Origin of the sequence: Listeria aquatica FSL S10-1188, assembly GCF_000525795.1 — a bacterium.
GTDB lineage: Bacteria > Bacillota > Bacilli > Lactobacillales > Listeriaceae > Listeria > Listeria aquatica.
This window is the reverse complement of record NZ_AOCG01000016.1, coordinates 29382-53720: the sequence shown is the minus strand read 5'-3', so window position 1 is coordinate 53720 and position 24339 is coordinate 29382. Positions and strand designations below refer to the sequence as shown.

The window sequence follows — 24339 nt, the reverse complement described above, 5'->3', positions numbered from 1 at the left end:
AAAATTTTATTTATTTTTGAATAGCCTCTTTGTCATTCAGATGTCGCTTCTTTACCCTCTGGAGGAGTAACGTCATCCTCTTTTGATAGTTCTTCCGCTACTTTAAATGTTATTTTAGTGGAAAGCATTGGTGCTATTGCTGTTTTTCTTGTTAAACTATCGGAAATCGCGTGAACTTCAATCGTTGTTTCTCCTGCTTTTTTCGCTACCCATTTACCTTCGCTTGTGACATTTACGATATCCGGGTTTTCTACCACGTATTCAAATACATATTTTTCTTTATTGGTCTCGGGAAGGATGGAGACTTGGAATATACCCTCATCACCGACTTTGGCACTGATATCTTGAAGTTTAAGCTGGTTTAGTTCATATTCAAATACAATTTCTTGCGATTTATCAGTGAAAGTGAACATTTGATTTTTAACGGGAACAGATGTATAGCCGTTTATTCTTTTTGGTATAGCTTGATAATTTTCTCCCTTGTTCCCATAAATACTTTCTTCGTCTAAGAGTTTTCCAGTTGTCGTTTGATACTTGATATGGATTGGTTTAGCATTGTAACCAATTGTTACTTCAAGTGGCTTAGCTAGTTTTAGTTTTTTTACCACTGTCTAGTGTCACTAAAATAGTAATTGTCGTTGAACCGTTTTTAAGAGCCTTCCATCTGCCGTCCGACGCTAATTGAAGAATACTTGGGTCAGCCACTTGATAAGTGATGTCTTTGGCTTTCATAAGCTTTTCTGATGGCATTTCTGTTATTTCAGGAACTAATTCGATTTGTAATTTCCCGGTCTCACCAACTGTTGTTCCGATATTATCGCTTGTAACATCAATAATGTTTCCGCCATAACGCAATGAAATAACCTGAGCTTCACTAGAAATTACTGCTGTTTTATTCGCTGTCTCTGTGAGGAGTGTGTAACCGGGAACCGTCAGTGCATACTGATCTAAATGAATAACATCACCAGTATCACCATTAAGCACTTGTTCAGGCACATCTGTCAGCGGATTGCCTTGCAAATCAACATATTGGATTTTAATTGGAGCTCCACTATTTGCAATGTCTACTTCAATCGTTGTTTTTAATTCAGTCGGATAATCTGCACCAGCTAAATTTCCTACATCGGGAAGTTTAGCCGTTACGTTGATTGTTGTTTTGCCTTTTTTCAGTGCTTGCCAGTGCCCTTTGCTATCAATTTTGATGACAGAGGGGTCTGAAATAGTGTATTCGTAGTCACTTGGTAAAATACTGTTTGATGGTGTCATTTGTAAATCTAAATCACCGCTATCACCAACTTTGGCAGCGATGGAAGAGCCTTCGATACTTTGCGGATTGAAGGTGATTTCTCGCCAGCCCGTTTTCGTAATTTGATAATAATAAGTATCCTTATTAGTTGTCAAAAGTTCGTTGTTTTTATAGCGCTGTACCCGCTTGGTTGCTTCACGATGATAAATTTCAACGATGTCTCCAACATCAACGGGTACATTGTCTAGATTACCTGCAAATTCATAACCATACGTTTTTCCATAACCTTCTGCTTCTTTTTTGACGGTTTGCATATTTTTATTCATAAACTTTTACTCGCGGATAAAGGTTATTAGGTAGGTTTTCTAAGATTTTATTCGAATTTCCCCGTGCAAGAAGAGTTTTTGCTTTTGGATCGTAACTTAAAACTGCGTAGCGACCACGTTGTCCTGTCATTACAACACTATCTCCGGGCGTTATTTTTACAGAAAAAGGAATTTTGTTAGGGATCCCCAGGTCGTTTATAAAGTAAGCATAGGCATTCTGGATATCAAAACTCGTTCCATCTGCAACCGTTCCAGTTGTTACTAAACTTGTATTTGACGCAATAGGTGTTGAATACATATTGGCGACTAAGTCACTTGCATTCAGAGCGTTTCTTAAATTCTCAAATGGAAATTGTGGAATACTTGAGTTCCATTCAACTTGTGGAACAGAGTAAGGTCCAACAGTATTTGAAATACGATATGTCCCAGCTTTTTCCTCTTGCTCTGTTGCTAATATATCTTTCCAAATCTCTTTTTCCAAAGTTGGAAGTTTTAATGCGTTTAATTTTTCTTTTGTTTCATCTGTTACCGTGAAACGCCAATGTTCAAAGAAAGGTGTTAGGTCACGATGGGCAGTCTTACTCGTCATTAAAATAAACAGTTGCTTCTGTTCTTCATCAGTTTTCGGCAACTCTTCTTCTGGTAAGGAACGATAGGATTGGTTTAGTACCGGATAAAAATCATAGCCGAAAGTTCTCGGTAATGTTAAAAACATCCCTAGTAAAGCAAAATGATAATCATTTGTTTCCGCTGCCTCACGGTCGAAATTCCATGTCGGATCTGCTTCTAATTTTTTAAAATACTTTTGTACGCTTGCTCGACTACCGTTTTTTACATTTACTGCATCATATCTTCCAGTTCCATCCGAAGACCACATTTTTTGTGCATAGTCTGCATAAATATTAACGGTTACTTCGGTCATATTATACCATTGATACATTTTATTTTGATAGGTATGTCCGGACTCATGAAGCATTCCCCAGTCTGTACTACTAAGTCCCGTGCTGAAAATTGTGCGGTCTTTATCCGTTGCACTGTGGATTCCGATGAAGTTATTTGTTGCAAATAGTTGTCCTGCTCCCCATTCTGGGTTCACGACATGAATGCGCTGCGGATCCTTTCTTTCTACCCCTTGGCCGTCATAGGAAAGACCAGCTGCTTCGTTTTGCAGTTTAACAATTTTAGCTAGCGAGGACATGAATACATCCACTTGATCCCCTTTTTTCAAAAAATATCTTTTCGCTCGATCTATTCGAATGGTTGCAATGGCGTCATCGTTCACAAACTCCATAAATGGAACATCTTTATAATTTTCCAATTGATTTTTAAAGGAATCGATTGACGTCTTTCCTTGAATATAGTGAGGAACTTTTACGCCACCTTTAATCGTAATATTTTCTGTTTTCGTAGTGGAATAATTGACTAGATAAACCATTCCTCCTGAAAAATTTCTAGTAAATTTATTAGTTCCTCCATGAAGTTTCACCACACCGTCTTGGAAGGCATATAACTGTGAGCCGGTAGCAATATAAGGAGTATTTGTATAGCCGCCCCATTGTCCCACTCGCAATTCCAGATTCTCTGGATCGCCTTCTACTTCGATAGTGATTTCATCTCCCTTGTATAAAAATAAACCGGTCGATTCAAATGATGTATGTTCTTTGCCACGTTGCTCTCTCTCCCTACTAGTCGCAGGGTTTCCTCTTGGAATAATCTTCATCTGCAGACTTTCGTTTCGTACGCCATCTTTACTTTCCTCTGCTGCGGAAACGCTCCCTTGAAAACAAATAAAGGAAAGAACAAACAGGGCAAATAAGCTAATCGCTCCCAAAAAAAACCTTCTTAGTTTGAACACGGATTTTCATTATTTTTATGATCAATTCCCCTTTCACAACGAATTTAAGTGAATTATATCACTGCCACTACACTGAAACGAGTGAAAGTTAAGCACACATTTGAAGGGAAATCCTTATTTTGTGTCGAATTTATGACATTTTTAAATGAACAATTGAAACGATTTTCAAGGATTATTTTCCACTACTTTTTATTTTAAGCATTTTCATTAAAACTGAAATATGAAAATTAAAATGCTCCATATATCTAACTTCGCATTCGATATTGCCCTAATTTTGATGAATGAAGCAAAGGGTTTATGCTAGCGCTCAAAACATGGATTTTTTAACTTCGTGATTGAATTGGAAAGTTTTATATAAAAATATCTAAAACAAATAGAAATATTACATAGGTATAAAGGCTTGATTTCTGTCGACATATCAAATCGGAACACAGAGATTACCGGGGAGAAACTATTCCTGCCATTTTGTCAGCGCTAAAGAAATCTTCTGTATTCGTACCTGAATCCCCAAGAATAAACACGAAAAATAAAAATAATCTCATTAGCGTTTCTAAATATAATGACCTAGAACATTTGGATGAGAAGCAAGTTTGATTTATGCCGTTCATCTCCTATACGTTCCCTTTTATTCATGTTAAAATAAATCCATGCGTGAATAAAGATGACGAAATTTGAAATGGATTGAATAACTGGCTGTTGTAAGTTAGCAGCTTTGAATAAAGGAGAAGGTATTGTTGAAAAAATTATGGAATAAAATCGGCGCTGTCGTTATGGCAGGAACACTAGCAATCTCTGGACTTGTTTTTGCACCTCAATCGGCGGCCGCGGCAGATGCACCAACGATTAATGCAAACGGAGCGATTGCGATCGAAGAAAGCACTGGAAAAATTCTTTATTCAAAAGATGCGGATAAACTCATGGGTATTGCTTCAATGACGAAAATGATGGATGAATATCTTCTTTTCGAGCAACTAGATGCGAAAAAAAATTAGCTGGGATGACAAGGTGAAAATTTCCGAGTATGCTCACAAAGTTTCGCAAGATACTTCCCTCTCAAACGTGCCTCTACGTGAAGGCGAAGAATATACGGTGAAAGAACTTTATGAAGCGATGGCGATTTATTCGGCGAATGGAGCGGCGATTGCACTTGCTGAAAAAATGGCCGGTTCGGAAGGCGACTTTGTGAAAATGATGGACAAAAAAGCCGATGAATTAAAACTCGGTGAGCATCATTTCGTCAATTCGACAGGCTTGAACAACTTGGATTTAAAGGGCAAAGAACAAGTTGGCGATAAAAATGATGAAAATAAAATGACTGCAAAAGGTATGGCAAAACTTGCGCAACACTTGATTCAAGATTATCCCGAAGTTCTTAAAACAGCGAGCACAACGAAAAAAGATTTCCGTCCAGGAACATCGGACCGAATTGCGATGAGTAACTGGAACTGGCTACTTCCGGGACTTATTTACGGGCGCCAAGGGGTAGATGGACTAAAAACCGGAACGACAGATTATGCCGGCATGTGTTTAACGGCGACAGCAACTCAAAATGGGATGCGCGTGATTACTGTTGTTCTTCATGCGAATGGTGGAAAAGGCAGTGGACAGCATAATAGTGCACGCTTTGATGAAACGAATAAAATGCTTGATTACGCATTTGATAACTTTAAATTAGAAGAAGTTCAGAAAAAAGGTAGCAAAATCAAGAAACCAGCTTCTGCGAAAGTCGAAAATGGAAAAGAAAGCACAGTTTCACTCACAGCAGGGAAAGACGTGTCACTTGTCGTGCCAAATGCGACGGGAAAACCAAAAGTAGACACGAAAGTCACGCTAAAGAATAAAACCGTAACAGCTCCTGTGAAAAAAGGAGATAAGCTTGGAACAATGTCACTTTCGCTTAAAGACGGAGATAACCTTGGCTATATAGATGGCAAACAGTCAGAAAGCATTCCCGTTTTAGCGGGCGAAGATGTGGAAAAAGCAGGTATCTTTTCGCGTTCTGCAAAAGCAGTGGGCGGCTTCTTCCAAGGAATTGGAAACTACGTGGCAGATGGCGTCAAGGGCTGGTTCAACTAAAAATATGAAATAAATGAATGAAGGCAATTCTGACGTTTCTTGTTAAAGAGCTGAGGAATTGTCTTTTTTTTCTAGTGCATGGAATTTGAATCTTAATAAATGGTATTTTAGAGTAGAGGGGATATTCGATTAAGAAAAAACTTGATTTTTAGATATAAATGTGTATAATTTTACGTAATAATAAAATAAATGAAAAGTTTTCTAGGGTTCCGTAACTTTTTGGTTGGTCTGGTTCGAGAGAAAACTCGTCGCTTTTTAGCGATGCCACGGAAGGATAAAAGCCTGGGAGATAACTGATTTAGTCATCAGTTTCTCCCGGGCTTTTTTATATTCAAAATTGGAGGTTTTAAAGATGAATGTAAATTGGATTAAAGTATTTATTGCAGCATTTTTTGAAGTTTTTTGGGTGATTGGACTAAAACACGCCACAAATACACTAGAGTGGATTGGAACAGTCATTGCAATTGTGATTAGCTTTTACCTCATGATTATGGCGGGGCGCAAGTTGCCGGTTGGGACAGTGTATGCAGTTTTTGTTGGACTTGGAACCGCAGGCACCGTTTTTTCAGAAATTCTCTTTTTCGGAGAACCGTTTAAACTAGCTAAAGTTTTGCTGATTTTAGTGCTTTTAGCTGGCGTAATTGGACTCAAACTCGTCACAAAAGACAAAGTGGAAAAGGAAGGTGAATCGTAATGGCATGGTTAGCACTGATTTTGGCAGGGATTTTTGAAATGTTTGGAGTGCTCATGATTAATAAATTACACAAAGATAAAAACCTGAAAGCCTTTTTATTACTGGTTCTTGGGTTTGGCCTTAGCTTTATCTTCCTCGCTTACGCGATGAAGATAATCCCGATGGGAACAGCTTACGCCATTTGGACGGGGATAGCGCTTCTGGGGGAGCGATTCTTGGCATGATTATCTATCATGAATCCAAGGACTGGAAGCGAATTGTATTCATCGCGATGGTACTGTGTGCGGCAATTGGACTCAAACTCGTCTCCTAATAAAACGTAACCCCGAGCAAACGAGGCGTTTGCTCGGGGTTACGTGGTTTCTCGCTCAATTAAATGAACAGGGACAAGTTGCTGTTTAGGCGCTGCCAAATTTGGATTTTGAATAAGCGCTAAAAGATTTTCGCAAGTAGTCTCGGCAAGTTTTAGCGTGTCTTGCGCGACAGAAGACAATTTTGGCGATGTATGCCGTGATAAAAGCGTATCATCAAAGCCAATTAGCTTCATTTGGCGAAGAACAGCTAACTCGAGTTCCTTTAAACAATCAAGCGTAAGGATAGCTAAGTCGCTATTAGAGATGCTAGTTTGTTTTTATTTGCTTTAAAGTAAACTTTAAGTTGTAAAATAAATGTAAATTTATTCTGAAAGGGTGATTAAGGTGGAATATACGAAACTTGGAAATACTGGACTAGATGTTTCAAGAATTTGTTTGGGAAGTATGAGCTTTGGAGATCCTGATAGTTGGATACATAAGTGGGTGCTAAAAGAGGAAGAAAGTCGTACTTTGATTAAGCGAGCTCTTGAATTAGGAATCAATTTTTTTGATACCGCAAATGTATACTCTCTAGGTAGAAGTGAAGAAATTCTCGGAAAAGCGCTTAAGGATTTTGCCAAAAGAGATGAAATTGTTTTGGCGACAAAAGTACACCAGAAGATGTTCACTGGACCAAATGGACAGGGGTTATCGAGGAAAGCCATTATGACACAAATCGATCAAAGTTTGAAACGGCTTGGAACTGATTATGTGGATTTATACATTATTCACCGATGGGATTATCATACACCGATCGAAGAAACTATGGAAGCATTGCATGATGTTGTAAAGGCAGGGAAGGCAAGATATATTGGGGCTTCGTCTATGTATACGTTTCAATTTCAAAAAGCCAACTATATTGCTGAAAAGAATGGTTGGACGAAGTTTGTGTCTATGCAAAATCATTTAAATTTGATTTACCGGGAAGAAGAAAGAGAGATGTTACCCTACTGCACAGACCAAAAAATTGCACTGACTCCTTACAGTCCACTTGCTTCAGGTAGATTGATTCATGAAAAGACAGAGACAACCAAACGTACGACGACAGATGAAATATTAAAATCTAAATATGATGAAACCGCAGAAAAAGATCAGGCAATTATTGATCGTGTTTTTGAACTGGCAGAAAAATATGAAACGAGTCGAGTGAATATTGCACTTGGATGGTTGCTGCAGAAGGAATCGGTGGCTGCACCTGTTATTGGTGCGACGAAGCTAAGTCATGTGGAATCAGCAGCTGCTGCAGTGGATTTCAAGTTGACACTAGATGACCAGACATATTTGGAAAACCCCTATGTGCCACATAAAATTGTTGGACACTTTTAATTTATGGTTTCTTGCTTGAGGAATTGCTAAAATAAAGAAGAGGAAAGGAGCGAAGTGCAGTGAATATTTCAGAAGCGGCTGAGAAGTACGGGATGACGCCGGCAACTCTGCGCTATTATGAGAAAGAAGGCTTACTACCCCCTGTAACACGAAATCAGGCAGGAAATCGAGATTTTAATGACGATGATTTAAATTGGATCGAATTTATCAAATGTATGCGAGATGCAGGTCTATCTGTGGAATCGTTAGCTCGTTATTCCAAGCTGTATCAAGAAGGTGAGGAAACTCTTGTAGAGCGAAAAGAAATTTTGGACGAAGAGTATCAAAAGTTACTAGAGAAACAGCGCTTTATGAATGATACGGTTGCTCGACTAGAGAAGAAGCTTGCGTTTTATGAGAATGAAATTATGCAGGCGGGAAAAGTAGGCGCTCGGAAGTAACCATAATGGCTAAATAAGAAACAGACCACCTCCGCACAGTTTTAGTGTGGCAAGGTTGGTCTGTTTTTTGTTGGCGTATTTTCTTAATATAAAAATATAAAGCGCTTACTTTTTAAGAAGAGGAGAGAAGAAAATGAGTCAGATTAACGAAGTAACACGCGAGAATTGGATTTTATCAACTTTCCCTGAATGGGGAACTTGGTTAAATGAAGAAATCGAAGCAACACAAGTTGAAAAGAATAGTTTTACAATGTGGTGGCTTGGTTGTACGGGGATTTGGTTAAAGACGCATGAAGATACGAACATTCTTTGTGACTTATGGTGCGGAACTGGGAAGCGCACGCACGGTAATGGCAAGATGAAAAATGGACATCAAATGCAGCGGATGAGCGGTGTTCAAAATTTGCAACCTAATTTGCGCACGCAGCCATTTGTAATTGATCCTTTTGCGATCCGGGGAGTCGATGCACTTGTTGTCACGCATATTCATTCCGATCACTTGGATATAAATACGGCAGCGGCAGTTCTCCAAAATAGTGCGGAAGATGTTCCGTTTATCGGACCGAAAGAAGTTGTGGAAACTTGGATTCGCTGGGGCGTCCCGAAGGAAAGATGCATTGTTGTGAAACCGGGGGATGAGGTGCAGGTGAAATCTGTGAAGATCACGGCGCTTGAAGCCTTTGACCGGACGGCACTTGTGACCGCTCCAGAAGGCGAAACATTAGCAGATAAGTTGCCGCAAGATATGGATGGAATTGCAGTCAATTACTTATTTGAAACATCTGGCGGTTCAGTTTATCATGCTGGAGATTCGCATTATGCCAACCAATTTGCACGTCACGGAAATGAACATCAAATTGATGTCTGCCTTGGCGCATTCGGAGAGAATCCACGTGGCATCACAGATAAGGTGACATCAATTGACATGTTGCGCATGGCGGAATCGCTTAATACAAAAGTAGTAATTCCTGTTCACTACGATATTTGGTCTAATTTTGCAGCGGATCCGAAAGAAATTTTGGCGCTTTGGAAAATGAAAAAAGACCGCCTGCAATACAAATTCAAACCGTTTATCTGGCAAGTTGGTGGAAAGTTCACCTATCCAAATGATAAAGATCGTCTAGAATTTAATTTTGATCGTGGCTTCCACGATGTGTTTACAACAAGCCCAGATCTTCCTTTTCCTTCGTTTTTATAAAATCAGCAAGTAAAAAGGAGTAGAAACTATAATGAATATTTTATTGAGCTGTTTTGAATGGTTTGCTAACAATATTTTGCAGAAACCGGAGTTTTTCATCGGAATTATTGTTTTCATCGGTTATTTACTTCTGAAAAAGCCTATTTATGAATGTTTTGCTGGCTTTGTCAAAGCAACGGTCGGCTACATGATTTTAAATGTCGGGGCTGTCGGACTTGTATCTACTTTTAGACCGATTCTTGCGGGACTAAATGATAGGTTTCATCTGGATGCCGCGGTGATTGACCCTTATTTTGGTTTGAATGCAGTTAACGCCGCTATGAAGTCGATTGGTCTTACAACTTCATGGACGATGATTGCGCTTCTTGTTGGCTTCGTACTTAATATTTTGCTTGTACTATTTCGTAAATTTACTAAGGTGAGGACTTTATTTATTACGGGGCATATCATGGTACAGCAAGCGGCTACTGTAACGTGGATTGTGTTCTTTATTTTCCCGGACTTCCGCAATGTGACAGGAGCCATCATGGTTGGTGTGTTAACAGGACTTTATTGGGGTGTAACATCCAATTTGACAGTTGGTCCTACGCAGCGTTTAACGGGAAATGCAGGGTTTGCTATTGGACACCAACAAATGATTGCTGTCTGGTTGACGGATAAGGTAGCTGGAAAATTGGGCGACAAAGAAAAAAATCTCGATAATATTAAATTGCCGAAATGGCTCTCCATTTTTCACGACAATATTGTGGCGACTGGAACGCTTATGCTACTTTTCTTTGGGACGATTATGGTTATTCTCGGTGAAGATTATATGCGGAGTATCAACCCCGAATTTACGGCTACAACATCGTTTCCCATGTACATTTTACAGCAATCACTGATGTTTGCTGTTTATCTAGCGATCTTGATGCAAGGGGTTCGGATGTTCGTAGCGGAACTTACCAACAGTTTTCAAGGGATTTCCAATCGGATTTTGCCCGGGGCACTTCCAGCTGTCGACTGTGCAGCGACGTATAACTTTGCCCCACCTAATGCGATTTTATTTGGCTTTATCGCCGGTGCTATTGGTCAATTTATTACAATCCTCGGTTTGATTGTCTTTAAATCGCCGGTACTTATTATTACTGGTTTCGTTCCTGTATTTTTTGACAATGCAACGATTGCTATTTATGCGAATAAGCGTGGCGGGACTCGAGCAGCGCTGATTTGTTCATTTGTTTCTGGGGTATTGCAGGTGGCGATTAGTGCGTTTGCGGTGATGTTCGTTGGGCTTTATAAATTTGGCGGCTGGCACGGTAACATTGATTTCGAACTTTACTGGCCATGGGCAGCGGTCATCATGGACAAACTGGGTGTGATCGGCTATGCCATTCTCGTTGTTTTGTTCTTACTGGTGCCGATTTTACAGTACAGACGTGCGAAGAACAAAGAAGCTTACGAACAAGGTCTTGAATAAAATTAAAGGAGGAATTCTAAATGTTAAAAGTACTAGCGGCATGCGGAAATGGAATGGGATCGAGCATGGTCATCAAGATGAAAATTGAAAAGGCGCTTCGTGAAATGAATGTAGCGGATTTTAAAGTGGATTATTGCAGTGTTGGTGAAGCTAAATCTCAAGCGGCAAGTTATGATATCGTAGTGGCTTCGAAACATTTGATCCACGAACTAGATGGTCGGACAAACGGTAAATTGCTAGGACTTGAGAATTTGATGGACGATGCAGAAATCAAATCGAAACTGTCAGAAAGCCTAGAATAGGAGGGATTTAGATGGAGTCTGTTTCATTAAAAAAGTCACTCTTGGATAATCACTCCATTCGGCTTAATGAAAAAGCAGCAACTTGGCAGGAAGCTGTTTTGAAGGCTGTAGCGCCACTTGTTGAAAGTGGTGCTGTAGATTCAAGATACGGCGAGGCGATTATTCAGTCCACAGAAAAATTTGGTCCTTATTACGTTTTAATGGAAGGAATGGCCATGCCGCATGCAAGACCGGAAGATGGTGTTTACCGGGATGCCTTCAGTTTGATTACGCTTGAAAAACCTGTGCAGTTCTCGGATGGGAAAAGTGTGGAAGTGCTTGTCGCGCTTGCTGCCACTTCAAATGATATTCATACTGGGATTGCTATACCACAAATCGTGGCGTTATTCGAAATAGAAGAGATTATAAAAAAAATTAAAGGCAGCAAGAAACGCTCGGGATGTCTTACAGCTAATTGATGAAGCGGATGTTTCCAAGTATTTAAGTAAGGAGTGAAGAAAAATGGCAATACCAAATTTACAAGTAGCACTCGATCAGTCGAGCTTAAGTGATGCGCTTAAAACTGTCAGAAAAGTGGGTGACGAGGTGGATATCATCGAGGCTGGCACGATTCTTTGTTTGGCAGAAGGGATGCAAGCGGTAAAATGTCTACGTGCACTTTATCCAGATAAAATTGTGGTCGCGGATACTAAATGTGCCGATGCAGGTGGGACAGTTGCTCAGAATGCAAGTCTAGCAGGAGCAGACTGGATGACTGTTATTTGCTCGGCGACCATTCCGACGATGAAAAAAGCAGCCGAACAAGTTTCCGAACTGCAAGTAGAACTTTATGGAAATTGGACGTATCAAGATGCGGAAAAGTAGCTTGAAGCAGGAATTTCTCAAGCGGTTTATCATCAGAGTCGAGATGCGCTTTTGGCTGGTGAAACTTGGGGTGAAAAAGACTTAACACGGGTGAAAAAGTTGGTTGAAATGGGTTTCCGGGTTTCTGTTACGGGTGGCCTTGAGAAGGAGACGCTCCAATTATTTGCTGGAGTTGATGTGTTTACATTTATTGCGGGGCGGTCAATTACGGAAAGTCCAGATCCTAAAGTCGCGGCTTTTGAAATGAAAGAGGAAATGCGGCGGATTTTTGGTGATGCAAAATGAAGCAGCCGATTTTTGGGATTTATGAAAAGGCGCTACCAAAAGCTTTTTCATGGAAGGAAAAATTTGCGCTAGCAAAGGAGCTTGGCTTTCAGTTCATTGAGCTTTCGATTGATGAATCGGATGAGCGGTTAGCGCGGTTAGACTGGACTCGGAAGGAACGAGAGGAATTTTGGCTAATGTGTGCAGAAAGTGGCATCCGAGTCCCTTCAATTTGTTTAAGTGGACACAGACGTTTCCCGCTCGGATCGAGTAAACAAGAAACGCGTGAGGCGGGACTTGTCATTATGAAAAAAGCGATTGATCTTGCGGCGGATTTAGGTGTGCGGGTTATTCAACTGGCGGGCTATGATGTGTATTATGAAGAAAAAAGTGTCCTAACGCGGGCTTGCTTTATTGAAAATCTGCGCTTGGCACTCGATTGGGCAGCTGAAAAACAAGTGGTGCTCGCGATTGAAATCATGGATGATCCATTTATGAGCTCGATTACAAAATATTTGCGTATCAAAGCTGAACTGGTCACTTCTCCGTGGCTTAAAGTTTATCCTGACATTGGGAATTTATCGGCATGGCCAGAAAATGATGTGGGTTTTGAACTTGCGGAAGGAATTGCTGAAACGGCGGCAATCCATTTGAAAGATACACTTCAAGTGGATGGATTATTTCCCGGGAAATTTAAAGAAGTTCCTTTCGGTTCGGGCTGCGTAGATTTTGTTGGTGCGTTTAAAACGTTGCAGATGTTGCATTATGCGGGGCCGTTTTTGATTGAGATGTGGAGCGAAGCAAGCCCCAATTATTATGATGAACTGGTTGCAGCGAAGCGATTTATAGAAGAAAAGTGGAAGGAGGCTGCGGCGACATGGATGGAAATCGAATTAACGAATTGAAACAAGCAGTTTATCAAGCGAATATGATGCTTCCAGAAGCTGGGCTTGTCAAATTAACTTGGGGAAATGTCAGCACAATTGACCGCGAACAAGGTGTGATTGTAATTAAGCCGAGCGGAGTGCCTTATAAGGAGATGGCGCCGAGTCAAATGGTCGTGACAGATCTTGATGGTAAGCCGTTTTCTGGTCAACTAAAGCCGTCATCGGATTTAGCGACGCATGTGATTTTGTATCAGAATTTTGAAAGCGTTGGGGCGGTGGTACACACGCATTCGAAATGGGCGGCGAGTTTTGCTCAAGCAGGCAGGGCGATTCCGGCTTATGGGACGACGCATGCAGATGCGTTTTATGGCGAGGTGCCGTGTACGCGGCAACTGACGGAAGCGGAAATTGCACGCGACTATGAGGGCGAAACAGGGAACGTTATTGTTGAAACTTTCCGAGGAAATCAAGTGGATGCGGCAGCCGTTTCTGGCGTTGTTGTTCGCGGACATGGCCCGTTTTCTTGGGGGAAAGATCTTGAAAAGGCTGTGGAGCATAGTATTATTTTGGATGAGGTGGCGCATATGGCGCTCTTGACGGAATTGCTCGGCGGGACGGAAACAATCCCGGATTACTTGCTCGACAAGCATTATTACCGGAAGCACGGGGTAAATGCTTATTATGGGCAGTGAGGATATTTTCAAACGAATGGATTTCTGATAAGCTCAAAATAAAAGAGGTGCAGAAGATGATGCGAATACTGGATACTCGGTTTTATTTGTTTTTAAAGCAGTTGGCGGAACAAAAAGAATTTCAAAGTATTTCTTCGCTTGCACGGATGTTGGGCTTTTCACGGCGAACGATTTATCATTATTTAGAGAAATGTAATTATTTACTGAAACAGGAAGAAATTGAGTCGCTTGAAAGTGTAGCTGGTAAACTTAGCTTGTCCGCCAAGCAAGTTACTGTTATTGAGAGTTGGCTGAAACAAGTGGGCGAAACAAAGTACCTACTCAAGGTTGAGGAAAGACGCCAATTGATACTTGCGCTACTTTTGATAGAAAATCGTAAGTGGCAACTGGGTTCGTTACAATCGGAGTTAGATGTTTCGCGCAATACAATTTTAAAGGATATTCAATTTTTGAAAGCACAATTACAGAAACAAGGATTAGAAGTGAAATCGACAAAAGCTCGGGGCTACTTTATTTCTACGATGGAAATAAAACGCCGCGAGCTCCTTTACGATTTTGTTTATCGGATTGAAATGGAACGAAATGATCCGCTTTATGAGACTTTGCTTGAGCTGCTACTCGGTAAGTCAAAAGGAAGTGAGCGAGCATTTTCAAGAAAAGCTAGGAAAGCAGTCGAAATGGCAGAAGAAATTTTAAGCAAGAAACTTTCGGAAAAAGACTTGCGGATTTTGACGAAGGCGATGCAGCTTTACCAAATTCGGGTAAACTCTAATCAGCCATTTTACTGGGAAGAAATTGATCGCCCTTTGATTCATGAACGGCTTGAATTTACGGCAGCTAAAGCTCTGCTTGATGGGGTCCAAGAACTATCTCGTCCGGAGGAATATCTTGCCGAACAGGAATACTATGGAGCGCTTTTGCTTTGTTTAGATAAGAATGAAGATGCGCATTTTCAAAGTGTGCCTTTTGGTGAACTACTTCAAATTTCTGAACGAATTATTCGATTGTTTGAAAAGATGATTGGCCTTTATATAAAGCGAAAAGAAGAACTGACGGAACATATTCAGACGTATATCAAAGTTTTGTTTTATCGCCATCAGTTTCAAATGGAGCTACCCGCGTATTCGCTCGATACGGTAAGTGAGCAATTTCAAAAAGTTTTTGGACTCACGAAAAAAGTAATGCAGCTCATGGAGCAAGATGCTCTTTATAAGCGGTATTTTGGTACGGCATTTAAAAATGAAGAATTAGCACATTTAGCTGTATTTTTCGAAGAGGCGGTTGTAAAAGAACAAACGGATGTGAGCATTCCCAAGGTTTTAATCGTGTCCGATTACTCGGATGTCCTTAATTCGCTGTTAAAAACCCAAGTTAAGCAGTTAATGCCCGAGGTAATGATTGTTGGTGCCTTTTCGAGTGAAAATGCTCGTTATTTTCCAGAAAAAGTGAATTTTTGTATTGCTACAGACCCGAGTTATTTTCATTTTACGGGGCAAACGATACATGTCCCAGTAATTTTAACGGAAACTGCCAAGAAAAAGATTTTACGAAGTTATAAAAATGGAGAAGCGAAACCGAAAAAGCGGGAGCAACTCAAACAAATTTTGAAGCGGCAAACGGGGATTGAGGAGATTTCTGAGCGTTTGCTAAATCAAATTAAAAGTCTTTACGGGGAGATCTCGGAAGAAACGGTTGTGAAACATTCTGAGACGGCGAAACTAGAAACTTTCATCGCGGATTCAGAGTTTGCAATGGTTTGGGGAAAAGCGGAAACTCTCACGGATGTGATTTGCGCCCTTAAAAAGCCACTACTTGAGCGCAAGTTTGCACAGGAAAGCTATTTTGAACGTTTACTGATGGAAATGGAGGCGCACCGGACGGCTCTCATTTATCCTCGTGTTATGTTGATTTTAACGGATTATCGTTTTGGATCGTTTCGTGCAGGCGCAAGTTTATTATATTTAAAAGAACCAATTACGCTAGCGGAAAATGAGGAAGTGGCTTTATTTGTTCTTATTGCAACGGAAGAAAAAATGACGCATGTACCGCTTTTATTTGAACTCGATCATTTGCTTCAAAATGGTTTTTTGGATGCTCTCAAATCTGACTATACGATGTTCGAAAGTTTCTTGCTTAGTGAAAAAGGGGTTGCGAAGTTAAAAAATATCGAGTACACTGAAGGTAATATAAAAAACGAAAACGTTGACAAGAAATAGTAGCAAATTTTGGGTTTTAAAGAGAGCAGGTGGCTGGTGGAAACCTGTAGCCGGAAATTGTGAATCCATCTTGGAGTGAATGGTGGAATGCCTAGTAAGGGTAAGTAAATCATTCCGGTTTAGAGCCGTTAATTCTTAAGTGAGCTGGGGATCTAAGGATCTCAATTAGGGTGGCAACGCGGATATAACTTCCGTCCCTTTTCTGCATATTTGTGTGGGAAAGAGATGGGAGTTTTTTTGTTTTTTTAAGCTTAAATAAAGGAGGAAAAATAAATGTTAGATGTAAAACTATTGAGAAATCATTTTGATGAAGTAAAAGAAAAACTCGCACATCGCGGGGAAGACCTTGGGGAGTTTGAGAAGTTTGGGGAACTTGATGCACGCCGTCGTTCTTTAATTCTTGAAACGGAAACCCTTAAAGGGGAACGAAATCGTGTTTCGGAAGAAATTGCAGTCTTGAAACGGAATAAAGAAAATGCGGATGAGAAAATTGAAGAAATGCGTATTGTTGGAGATAAAATCAAAGCGCTCGACTTAGAATTGAAGGAGATCGATGACAAGTTAAACGATATTTTGATGTCAATTCCAAATATACCGCATGAATCGACACCTATAGGAGATTCCGAAGACGATAATGTTGAAATTCGCAAGTGGGGAGAACTACCTAATTTTGATTTTGAAGCAAAACCACACTGGGATCTGGGCACAGACCTTGATATTTTAGATTTTGAAAATGCAGCAAAAGTAACAGGAAGTCGTTTTGTTTTTTACAAGAAACTAGGCGCTCGACTTGAACGCGCTTTGTTGAACTTTATGATGGACCTTCATTCAGAAGAACATGGCTACGATGAAATGCTCCCCCCTTACCTTGTAAATCGGACGAGTATGACGGGTACTGGTCAACTTCCAAAATTTGAAGAAGATGCTTTTTTGGTAGAAAAAGAAGATTATTTCTTGATACCAACGGCTGAAGTGCCCGTAACGAATTACCATCGTGATGAAATTTTGAATCTAGAAGATTTACCAAGAAAATATACTGCTTTTAGTGCTTGTTTCCGCTCAGAAGCTGGTTCTGCGGGTCGCGATACTCGTGGACTTATTAGGCAACATCAATTTAATAAAGTGGAACTTGTTCAATTTGTTAAACCAGAAGATTCCTATGAAGCGCTTGAAAAATTAACAAATAATGCGGAAGAAGTTTTGCGCCGTTTAGAACTACCTTATCGTGTGCTTAGCATGTGTACAGCGGATTTAGGCTTTACTGCTGCTAAGAAATATGATTTAGAGGTTTGGATTCCAAGTTATGGGACATATCGTGAAATATCGTCTTGTAGTAATTTTGAGTCTTTCCAAGCGCGCCGTGCAAATATTCGATTTCGTCGTGAGAAAAATGCGAAGCCAGAATTTGTTCACACATTAAATGGTTCAGGTCTTGCTATCGGACGGACTGTTGCAGCCATTTTAGAAAATTATCAAGAAAAAGATGGTTCTGTGCGAATTCCGAAAGTTCTTCAAGGATATATGGGTGGTATTGAAAAAATTGAAGCCCCGAAAGCTAAAATAAACTAAAAAAACGGACCTATCTGCTGAATAGCTCAGTAGATAGGTCCGTTTTTTTATGCTTCAAGTGCTTGCTTGGCTACAGTTATTTCGTGCAGATTTTTTCTAAGTGACAGCAAGTTGCGCATTGTTAGGTTGCGATTGATAAAAATAATACGATCACTTACATGGCGCTCAATATGTTGCTCAAGTGGGATATTCGTGAGTAAAATATCGCTTTTTTCGGGAGCTGATTCATCGATAAATCTGATGTTGAAACTATTACCGAAAAGATTACAAATTTGCTCACGAATCCGTAAGTACGCGAGATAGGGTAAATCTGTGGAGATTTTTATAGTGACTTTAGGCTCGTAATAAAGATGGGCGTCAATGAAGCCAAAAAGTAATGCGTATTTGGAAACTAAGTATTCCCCTTTTAAGAAAATTTCATTTTTCGTCTTCTTATAGAAGTCATTGATTAACTGTAAAATGTTCTCCTGAAGACTTGCTATAACAGGAGAAGGCAGACTTGGATCAAAAGCAACTGAATAATCATAACCACTAATGTCAGTTGAAAAATAATCGAAAACTTTTGCAAATAAATGAAAGGAAAAAGCATTTAATAAAAATAACTCCCGTTTATCTTCAGGAATTTGCTGAATGTTTTGATCGACCTTTTCAAAAAGCATTTCAGTTGCTTGATAGACAGAGCTGTTGTTTCTTTTGTTGGCGTGAAAGTTTGCTTTAAGCAATGGAAGAGTTTGCAAGTTCTCGTTTTGAATAATAAGTAATAGATAGAGAAATGCGATTTCGCCGGGAGCAGAATTAAAAAATGTAGTGGAAAAAGGAGCAACTTTTTTTCTTGAAAAGCGAAAAGACTTTATTATCGTCCAAAATTTCTGCCCAAGCGGGATTATATTCTACAAAATGATTATTCCGACGTCTAATCATTGCAATGGCAAGGAGATACATTAATTGTCGAGTTTGGAGAGACGTTAATTTCAAGTTACCTTCTTTTGCTAAGGAGTTTGCAAGAAACTCAACGTATTGTTCGTTGACGCCTTCAAATGGCCATCCTTTTCCAGCATAAATTTTCCATAAAACAATATTAAAAAAAAAGTCTTATTTGGCTTTCTCTGCCTTCGATAATCGCATCGTTTCGAGAAATTTCTATTTCATAAGGTTTAATTGCATCTCGAAATTTATTTAAAACCCTGCGAACTGTAGCATCACTGACAAAATGGTCATAGGCGAATTTTTGAGTAGAGCCAAAGTTTTCATTTAAGAGAGCTTTAAATAAAGCGAATCCGAGCGTTTCTTCAGTTAAAAAAATAAGTAAGTCGCGCGGGTTAGCATTTGAGTGATTGGTTATAAATCTTATACCGCGCCCCTTCGAAACCTGTATTTCAAGCTGACCATCGCCAAAACTATCAATATCAGCCACAAGCTTATTGATTGTTTTTAATAAATACGCAGGCGTTACATCTAACTTTTCTCGCAATTCTTCAGTTGAAAACCAACGATCGACTCCACGGAGAATGGCAAGGAGATCCCATTCTTTTTTTAACATGGAATCAAACATATCAAGTCCAATTTTCATTTGTGTTTCCTCCTCGTTATAGTCCTATACTTCTATTTTAGCCTTTTTCCCACATAGGTAAACAAAAACGTTCAGAAAGCAAAAATGGCATTTTCAAAAAGCGAAACCTGATTACTATTTTTTTTAAAAAAACGAGTAAGATGAGGGCATGAAAAGCGAAAGGACTGGGAAGATGTTTAAAAATTATCGATTAATTGCGCAACCAGTGTATGATATTAAACATAAAAAAATTGTTATGCATGAGCTGGTGATAGGAAAAAAAAGAAGGAAAAAAAGGTTCTTTTACAAAAATTGACGATGAGATGGCTGTTTTTTTTGAGGAAAATTATCCATCATTTATAAACTGGTTGCAGAAAGAATTAATGAAAATTGTAGCAAAAAAAGTATATCCGAAAATTTCGATTAATATTAGGTCAAGTCAATTCTTTTGTTTAGAGACAATGAAGATGTTTGAGAAGTTACGTATCTATAATGAACAAATTGTTATCGAGATTACCGAGAATTTGGTACAGTTGCCTGAAAGTAAAAGTCATTTTACACCAGATGAGTTAGATGCCTTTTTATATGGAAAAATAAGATCATTACAGGCATTTGGCTACGAAGTAATGTTAGATGATGTAGGTTGCGGGATCAATAGTTTGGAACGGCTTATGTATTACCTGCCTCTTATTTCAGGATTTAAAATTTCACTAGAAAAATTTGAGTTGTCAATCCTTGAAGCGTTCATTGCTGCTTGGAAAAAAATTGCTGATAAGCATCAAAAAGTAATGGTTCTTGAGTACGTCAAGAATAAGAAAGATTCTTCCATATTAGAAGGAATGAACCTTATTTTGCAACAAGGGCAATGGTTAGATAAGCTTATCAAGCAAAAGGTGTCTTAAATAAATAGAAAAAGCGAGTACTCTTAAAAAGAATACTCGCTTTTTTAATGATGTTGATGTTTAAAGGCTTTGAATTTACGCTCATTTCGTTCCATTGCTTCAAAGGAAAATTCGACCTCTTTTACGATAGTTTGCGGGAAAATATCTAACCAATTCTCGATCACTTTTTCTTTATCTAATAATTGTTTTTCGATAATGGTTCTTGTAAGAATTTTCCTTGGCTGTTCTGGGAGGATGAATCTAATCGTATAAATAAACCGCTCATCCCAAGGGTTAATAAAAGTCATTTTTCTGCTCCTTTACTTTCTTTCATTCTATCTTCCATTTTTATTATAAATGAAAAAAAGGACTGTGAACGCCTAAAAAAGTGTTATTTTAACTAAATTTATGAAGTTTTTGCTGCTGCACTTTTTTCTCGGTAATTCGGTCAAGTGTCTCCCGAATGAGTTTGAAATCCCGTGGTGCAAGAAGACGATGAATAGAAACTACTTCAGGACCTTTTGGGATTTGAGATGGAATATTTGTTAGTACTAAATCGGCTTGTTCACTACTTTCATTACGAATAAAAGCAATATTATAGTTGTTTGTAAAATATTCTTTTACTTGGTCAATGATAGATTTATTCGCAATATAGGATAAATCAGTTTCTAGTCGAACTTTGATTCGTTGCTCAAAGACATGGAGTGGTGTAATTAGACTTAGAAGTAGTGCATAGCGTGAGGCTAAGAATTTTTTCTCTAAAAAAATAGGATTTTTTGTTTCATTATATAGCTCATCAATGAGTTGATGAAGTTTTTGCTTTAAAACAGGTAATCGGTGATGGGTATAAGGTGAAAATTCATTCCCACTTATACTAGTTGAAAAATTATGGAAGAGACTGGCGAATAGATGTTCAGAAAACACTGCCAGCAGAAATGACCGCTTCTGACTGTGAGGAACTGGAACGATTTCAGTTTCAAATTTCTCCATGAATTGCTCAGTGGCTTGATATAATTTTGTGTTTTTAGATCGATTAAAACGAAAATTACTAATTAATAAAGGTATAGTCTGTGTAGATTCACTTTGGATGATAGTCATGAAGAATAAAAAGGCCATCTCACCAGGATATTGTTGGGTAATAGGTGTGTAAGGCTTGATTTGTTCTTTGAAAAGTTGAAAACTATCATTGGATTCAAGTAATTCATGCCAGGATTCTTCTATTGAAATGTAGTGGTTATTTCGTCGCCTGATCGCGCTAATGGCAAGAAAATACATCAGTTGTCTTGCTTGGACTTCGCTAAGCTCAATGTTTGCATCAGCAGAGATACGCTTCGTTACAAAATAAAGGTGATGCTCATCGATATTTGAAAAAGGCCAAACTTTTCCAGAAAAAAGGCGCCCAAAAAACCATATTTAAAAAGAGCCTTACTTGTGCCTCTCTGCCTGAAAGAACCGCCGTGCTACGATTTAATTTCAGTTCATAAGGCTGAATAGCTTCTTTTATCTTTTTAATATGTCTGCGTACTGTTGTTTCACTTAGAAAGTTTTCAAAAGCAAATTTTTTAGCCGAAACAAAAATTTTCTGTAACTATACTATAAAAAAGCTTATACGTACTTGTATTTGAAATCAAAAAAAATTAAAAAATAAGCCGATATCAATATTACTGCTCTTGATTTCTAAATAAACGCCTTTCCCTTTTGAAACATGTAAAGTCATTTGGTCACTGTTGAATTCTTCTAAGTTATCCCTTAATGAAGCAATTGCTTTCAAGATCAATGAAGATGTCTTGTTCAAATTTTTTGCAAGTTCTTCCGTCGAAAACCAGCGATCCTCTTTTCTAAGTAAGTTGAGTATGGACCACTCAAGTTCGATATTTGTATCAAGAATATCTAAATCTAACTTCATTAGTTCCCCCCCTTAACATTTCTATTAAGCTTTATTCATTAAAACATATAGGAAAAAGACAAATGAGCATAATCAGACATATAAAAAAAACAGATTTTGATTATTAATGGAAATGATATGTGGTAATATGCAATCGGTTTCTTGGATGAATCTCATTCTTCCTTTCCCTTTTTGAGCAAAAAGAATCTTTTTATAATCGCGTTTTTGATTTTTTAGAAGGGTGATTTCGCTCTATACTAAGTCTCGTTGGGGCGATCAATTGATACACACAAATCAAAAATTGCGCAATTAAATTTTTAATTTTACGTAAATGGCTATGAAGTGTTATTCATAATTGTTTCACCCAAAATTCAAAATAAAGGAGACGAATAATGTCTAAAAAAGGAAATGCACAAAAAGTTTTAACTCTTGCAGCAACGTTAGCGCTTGTAGGTAATGTTTTAGTAACTCCGGTAACAGCTTGGGCAGCAGATGCTGAGGAAGCTAATCAAGTTGAAGGCGTAATCGTTACAGAACAAGAGCAAAACACAGAAGCAGCAACTACAGAAGAGAACACAGAAGCAACAACTAAAGAAGAAGCAACTACTGAAGGAAGCAGTCAAGAAGCAACTACTGAAACTTCAGGAGAAGGAGTAGAAGCAGCTTGGGGACCTGGGATTTCTATTGGTTTCACAACAAGCACAACAATTACTGGTGATACATCGGTAATCAAAAATGGTCTATCAATCATTGATGGAAAAACTACAGGTCACTTGCAAATCAGTGTACAACGTAGCACTTTAGTTGAAGCAAGCATCGAAGCATCAACAACGGCTTATATCGATTTGCCAGATGAGTTCAAAGAAATCGCAAATACAAAAGAATTCGTTCAAAATGTAACTGCGAAAACTGGACACATGATCTGGGGCGTTGACCGTCAACCAGAACCAGTAAACTCTGGGAAAATCACTTATAACGCTTCGAAAAACCGTTTGGAAGTTGTAAACCCTCCATTCACTGGGACAATCGTTCAACCAGTAAACGGTGTTGTTACGTATGTTGATATTGACCTTGGAACAGCAGTTCAAGAATCTGGCGTTCGTATTCCAGATTCTATTAACTCACAATATAAATTTGTTGGTAGACAACACGGTGGACTTAATCTTTTAGGTAAATGGAAAGATACAGCTACAATAAATCTTCAAAAAATCGACCCTGGTTACGGTGTTGAAAAACCAGAAATCGAATTCACAGACCAACGTATTGAAGAAGTAGAAGTTGGTTCTGACTATACTGACCAAATGGCTCTTAAAGGTGTAATTGCTACAGATCCTAAAGATGGTCTTATTACAAACAAATTAACAGTTACAAGTAACCAAGTTGATACACGTACTGAAGGAACTTATCCTGTCACTTATCGTGTTGTAAACAACACTGGTCTTGCAACTGAAAAAACTGGTTACGTTAAAGTAGTTTCTAAATCCGGTGGTGGAAACGGCGGAAACGAAGGTAACGAAACTGAAGGTACTTTCAAATCTGCTGACTACACAATCGGTGAATCAAGCATTACAGGTTCTTTCGATGGTGACATTAGCTACGCGAAAATCATGATCAATGGAACTGAACTAGGAAGTAAAGGTGGAACATTCTCTAAAGATGGAAACTATGCTTTCTGGATCGGTGTAAACACAATCACTAACAAAAACGATGACGTTGTAATCATTGGTTATGACAAAGATGATAATGAGTTAGATCGTAAACAAGTAAACATTAAAGATAAAGTTGTTGCAACTTCTGGAACTATTAATCCAAAAGTACTTTCTGAAGGTGAAACAACAATCACTGGTACGTTTACAGGTGATGTTAAACAAGTTGACCTATATGTAGACGGACAATATAAATCAAGTGGTGGATCTTTCTCTAATGGAAACTTCACTTACTATGCTGGTTCGCTTAAAGCAGGTCAAAAAGTTGAATTAGTTGCTTATGATGGATACAAACCAAATGAACGTAAAGAATTGGATAGAAAATCATTTGTCGTTCAAGGGAAACAAGTTGTAACTTCTGGAACTATCAACCAAGTGCTGCTTTTGATGGAGATACTCAAATCACTGGTTCTTATACAGGTGATGTTAAACAAGTAGATCTATATGTAGATGGCGCTCTTAAATCAAGTGGTGGATCTTTCTCTAATGGAAACTTTTCTTACTATGCTGGTTCGCTTAAAGCAGGTCAAAAAGTAACTCTAGTTGCATATGAT

The 24339-nt window shown here is 38.8% G+C and carries 23 protein-coding genes, 4 pseudogenes, 1 riboswitch and 1 other annotated feature; of the genes and pseudogenes, 17 read left to right on the top strand and 10 right to left on the bottom strand.

The annotated features are described in order from the left end of the window. Positions 1-32: 32 nt before the first annotated feature. Genes MAQA_RS12160 through MAQA_RS12150 form a run of 3 tightly spaced genes read right to left on the bottom strand, consistent with a single transcriptional unit; the run spans position 33 to position 3403 of the window. Complete coding sequence (locus tag MAQA_RS12160) at positions 33-608, bottom strand: MucBP domain-containing protein (protein ID WP_036074245.1); 576 nt, start codon at positions 606-608, stop codon at positions 33-35. Beyond that, positions 583-1560: an Ig-like domain-containing protein gene (locus tag MAQA_RS12155; protein ID WP_159099976.1), complete on the bottom strand. Its 978-nt coding sequence runs from the start codon at positions 1558-1560 to the stop codon at positions 583-585. The genes MAQA_RS12160 and MAQA_RS12155 overlap by 26 nt, the downstream gene beginning before the upstream one ends. A gap of 4 nt (positions 1561-1564) precedes the next feature. Next, positions 1565-3403, bottom strand: coding sequence for a M60 family metallopeptidase (locus tag MAQA_RS12150; RefSeq protein WP_036074241.1), 1839 nt, complete (start codon positions 3401-3403; stop codon positions 1565-1567). A 794-nt stretch (positions 3404-4197) separates the two neighbouring features. Between MAQA_RS12150 and pbpD1 the strand changes: the two are divergent. The 3 genes and pseudogenes from pbpD1 to MAQA_RS12135 all read left to right on the top strand — a co-directional run bounded on the left by pbpD1 (position 4198) and on the right by MAQA_RS12135 (position 6510). Further along, positions 4198-5503 (top strand): annotated as a pseudogene (pbpD1, locus tag MAQA_RS12145) (D-alanyl-D-alanine carboxypeptidase PBPD1). A 190-nt stretch (positions 5504-5693) separates the two neighbouring features. After that, positions 5694-5794: riboswitch (guanidine-I (ykkC/yxkD leader) on the top strand. Between the two features lie 61 nt (positions 5795-5855). Continuing rightward, on the top strand, positions 5856-6197 hold the full coding sequence (locus MAQA_RS12140; protein ID WP_036074239.1) for a DMT family transporter: 342 nt from the start codon (positions 5856-5858) through the stop codon (positions 6195-6197). Further along, positions 6197-6510: pseudogene (locus MAQA_RS12135) on the top strand (DMT family transporter). Before MAQA_RS12140 ends, MAQA_RS12135 begins: the two are co-directional and overlap by 1 nt. Positions 6511-6549: 39 nt before the next feature. On the opposite strand, the gene MAQA_RS12130 reads toward MAQA_RS12135, so the two are convergent. After that, a complete protein-coding gene (locus MAQA_RS12130; protein ID WP_077913622.1) occupies positions 6550-6816 on the bottom strand; it encodes a substrate-binding domain-containing protein in 267 nt (88 codons plus the stop codon). Positions 6817-6895: 79 nt separating this feature from the next. Between MAQA_RS12130 and MAQA_RS12125 the strand changes: the two genes are divergently transcribed. The 11 genes and pseudogenes from MAQA_RS12125 (at position 6896) to serS (ending at position 17764) form a co-directional block, all read left to right on the top strand. Beyond that, complete coding sequence (locus tag MAQA_RS12125; RefSeq protein ID WP_036074237.1) at positions 6896-7876, top strand: aldo/keto reductase; 981 nt, start codon at positions 6896-6898, stop codon at positions 7874-7876. A gap of 59 nt (positions 7877-7935) precedes the next feature. After that, on the top strand, positions 7936-8316 hold the full coding sequence (locus MAQA_RS12120; RefSeq protein ID WP_036074235.1) for a MerR family transcriptional regulator: 381 nt from the start codon (positions 7936-7938) through the stop codon (positions 8314-8316). A 133-nt stretch (positions 8317-8449) separates the two neighbouring features. Continuing rightward, the gene (gene ulaG, locus MAQA_RS12115; RefSeq protein WP_036074232.1) at positions 8450-9514 is read left to right on the top strand and encodes an L-ascorbate 6-phosphate lactonase; all 1065 of its coding nucleotides are present in this window, start codon (positions 8450-8452) and stop codon (positions 9512-9514) included. Between the two features lie 31 nt (positions 9515-9545). Beyond that, positions 9546-10970 (top strand): PTS ascorbate transporter subunit IIC, encoded by a 1425-nt coding sequence (locus MAQA_RS12110; RefSeq protein ID WP_036074229.1) that lies wholly within the window; start codon positions 9546-9548, stop codon positions 10968-10970. 20 nt (positions 10971-10990) lie between these two features. Beyond that, complete coding sequence (locus tag MAQA_RS12105; protein ID WP_036074227.1) at positions 10991-11272, top strand: PTS sugar transporter subunit IIB; 282 nt, start codon at positions 10991-10993, stop codon at positions 11270-11272. Between the two features lie 11 nt (positions 11273-11283). Then, entirely contained in the window at positions 11284-11730 is a 447-nt protein-coding gene (locus MAQA_RS12100) for a PTS sugar transporter subunit IIA (RefSeq protein ID WP_277619986.1), read from the top strand. A 43-nt stretch (positions 11731-11773) separates the two neighbouring features. Next, positions 11774-12421: pseudogene (locus MAQA_RS12095) on the top strand (3-keto-L-gulonate-6-phosphate decarboxylase UlaD). Next, positions 12418-13305 (top strand): L-ribulose-5-phosphate 3-epimerase, encoded by an 888-nt coding sequence (locus tag MAQA_RS12090; RefSeq protein WP_036074225.1) that lies wholly within the window; start codon positions 12418-12420, stop codon positions 13303-13305. The pseudogene MAQA_RS12095 and the gene MAQA_RS12090 overlap by 4 nt, the downstream one beginning before the upstream one ends. Continuing rightward, positions 13278-13979: an L-ribulose-5-phosphate 4-epimerase AraD gene (araD, locus tag MAQA_RS12085; protein WP_149023364.1), complete on the top strand. Its 702-nt coding sequence runs from the start codon at positions 13278-13280 to the stop codon at positions 13977-13979. The genes MAQA_RS12090 and araD overlap by 28 nt, the downstream gene beginning before the upstream one ends. A 56-nt stretch (positions 13980-14035) precedes the next feature. Beyond that, a complete protein-coding gene (locus MAQA_RS12080; RefSeq protein WP_036074224.1) occupies positions 14036-16195 on the top strand; it encodes a BglG family transcription antiterminator in 2160 nt (719 codons plus the stop codon). Next, positions 16173-16397, top strand: a binding site (T-box leader). It overlaps the preceding gene by 23 nt. A 71-nt stretch (positions 16398-16468) precedes the next feature. Then, positions 16469-17764 carry a serine--tRNA ligase gene (gene serS / locus MAQA_RS12075; protein WP_036074222.1) on the top strand — a complete coding sequence of 432 codons (1296 nt, stop codon included), beginning with the start codon at positions 16469-16471 and terminating at the stop codon, positions 17762-17764. 47 nt (positions 17765-17811) lie between these two features. Here serS and MAQA_RS12070 read toward each other — a convergent pair whose 3' ends face one another. Together MAQA_RS12070 and MAQA_RS12065 are read right to left on the bottom strand one after the other, a co-directional pair. After that, complete coding sequence (locus MAQA_RS12070) at positions 17812-18423, bottom strand: hypothetical protein (RefSeq protein ID WP_149023363.1); 612 nt, start codon at positions 18421-18423, stop codon at positions 17812-17814. A gap of 419 nt (positions 18424-18842) precedes the next feature. Then, positions 18843-19334, bottom strand: coding sequence for a helix-turn-helix domain-containing protein (locus tag MAQA_RS12065; protein ID WP_036074217.1), 492 nt, complete (start codon positions 19332-19334; stop codon positions 18843-18845). A 302-nt stretch (positions 19335-19636) separates the two neighbouring features. Between MAQA_RS12065 and MAQA_RS12060 the strand changes: the two genes are divergently transcribed. Next, the gene (locus MAQA_RS12060) at positions 19637-20215 is read left to right on the top strand and encodes an EAL domain-containing protein (RefSeq protein WP_036074215.1); all 579 of its coding nucleotides are present in this window, start codon (positions 19637-19639) and stop codon (positions 20213-20215) included. 44 nt (positions 20216-20259) lie between these two features. Here the strand turns inward: MAQA_RS12060 and MAQA_RS12055 are convergent, their stop codons facing one another. From MAQA_RS12055 to MAQA_RS15865, 4 genes are all read right to left on the bottom strand, one after another. Then, complete coding sequence (locus MAQA_RS12055; protein ID WP_036074213.1) at positions 20260-20502, bottom strand: hypothetical protein; 243 nt, start codon at positions 20500-20502, stop codon at positions 20260-20262. Positions 20503-20590: 88 nt separating this feature from the next. After that, entirely contained in the window at positions 20591-21469 is an 879-nt protein-coding gene (locus MAQA_RS15875; RefSeq protein WP_241463235.1) for a hypothetical protein, read from the bottom strand. A 79-nt stretch (positions 21470-21548) separates the two neighbouring features. Next, positions 21549-21773 (bottom strand): helix-turn-helix domain-containing protein, encoded by a 225-nt coding sequence (locus MAQA_RS15870; protein ID WP_241463236.1) that lies wholly within the window; start codon positions 21771-21773, stop codon positions 21549-21551. Between the two features lie 48 nt (positions 21774-21821). Continuing rightward, positions 21822-22100, bottom strand: coding sequence for a helix-turn-helix domain-containing protein (locus tag MAQA_RS15865; protein WP_241463234.1), 279 nt, complete (start codon positions 22098-22100; stop codon positions 21822-21824). A 371-nt stretch (positions 22101-22471) separates the two neighbouring features. Here MAQA_RS15865 and MAQA_RS12045 point away from each other — a divergent pair, with 371 nt between their 5' ends. Next, complete coding sequence (locus MAQA_RS12045) at positions 22472-24223, top strand: immunoglobulin-like domain-containing protein (RefSeq protein WP_036074211.1); 1752 nt, start codon at positions 22472-22474, stop codon at positions 24221-24223. Next, positions 24187-24333 (top strand): annotated as a pseudogene (locus tag MAQA_RS16695) (immunoglobulin-like domain-containing protein); the annotation flags it as partial. The gene MAQA_RS12045 and the pseudogene MAQA_RS16695, both read left to right, overlap by 37 nt. Between the last annotated feature and the right edge of the window lie 6 nt (positions 24334-24339).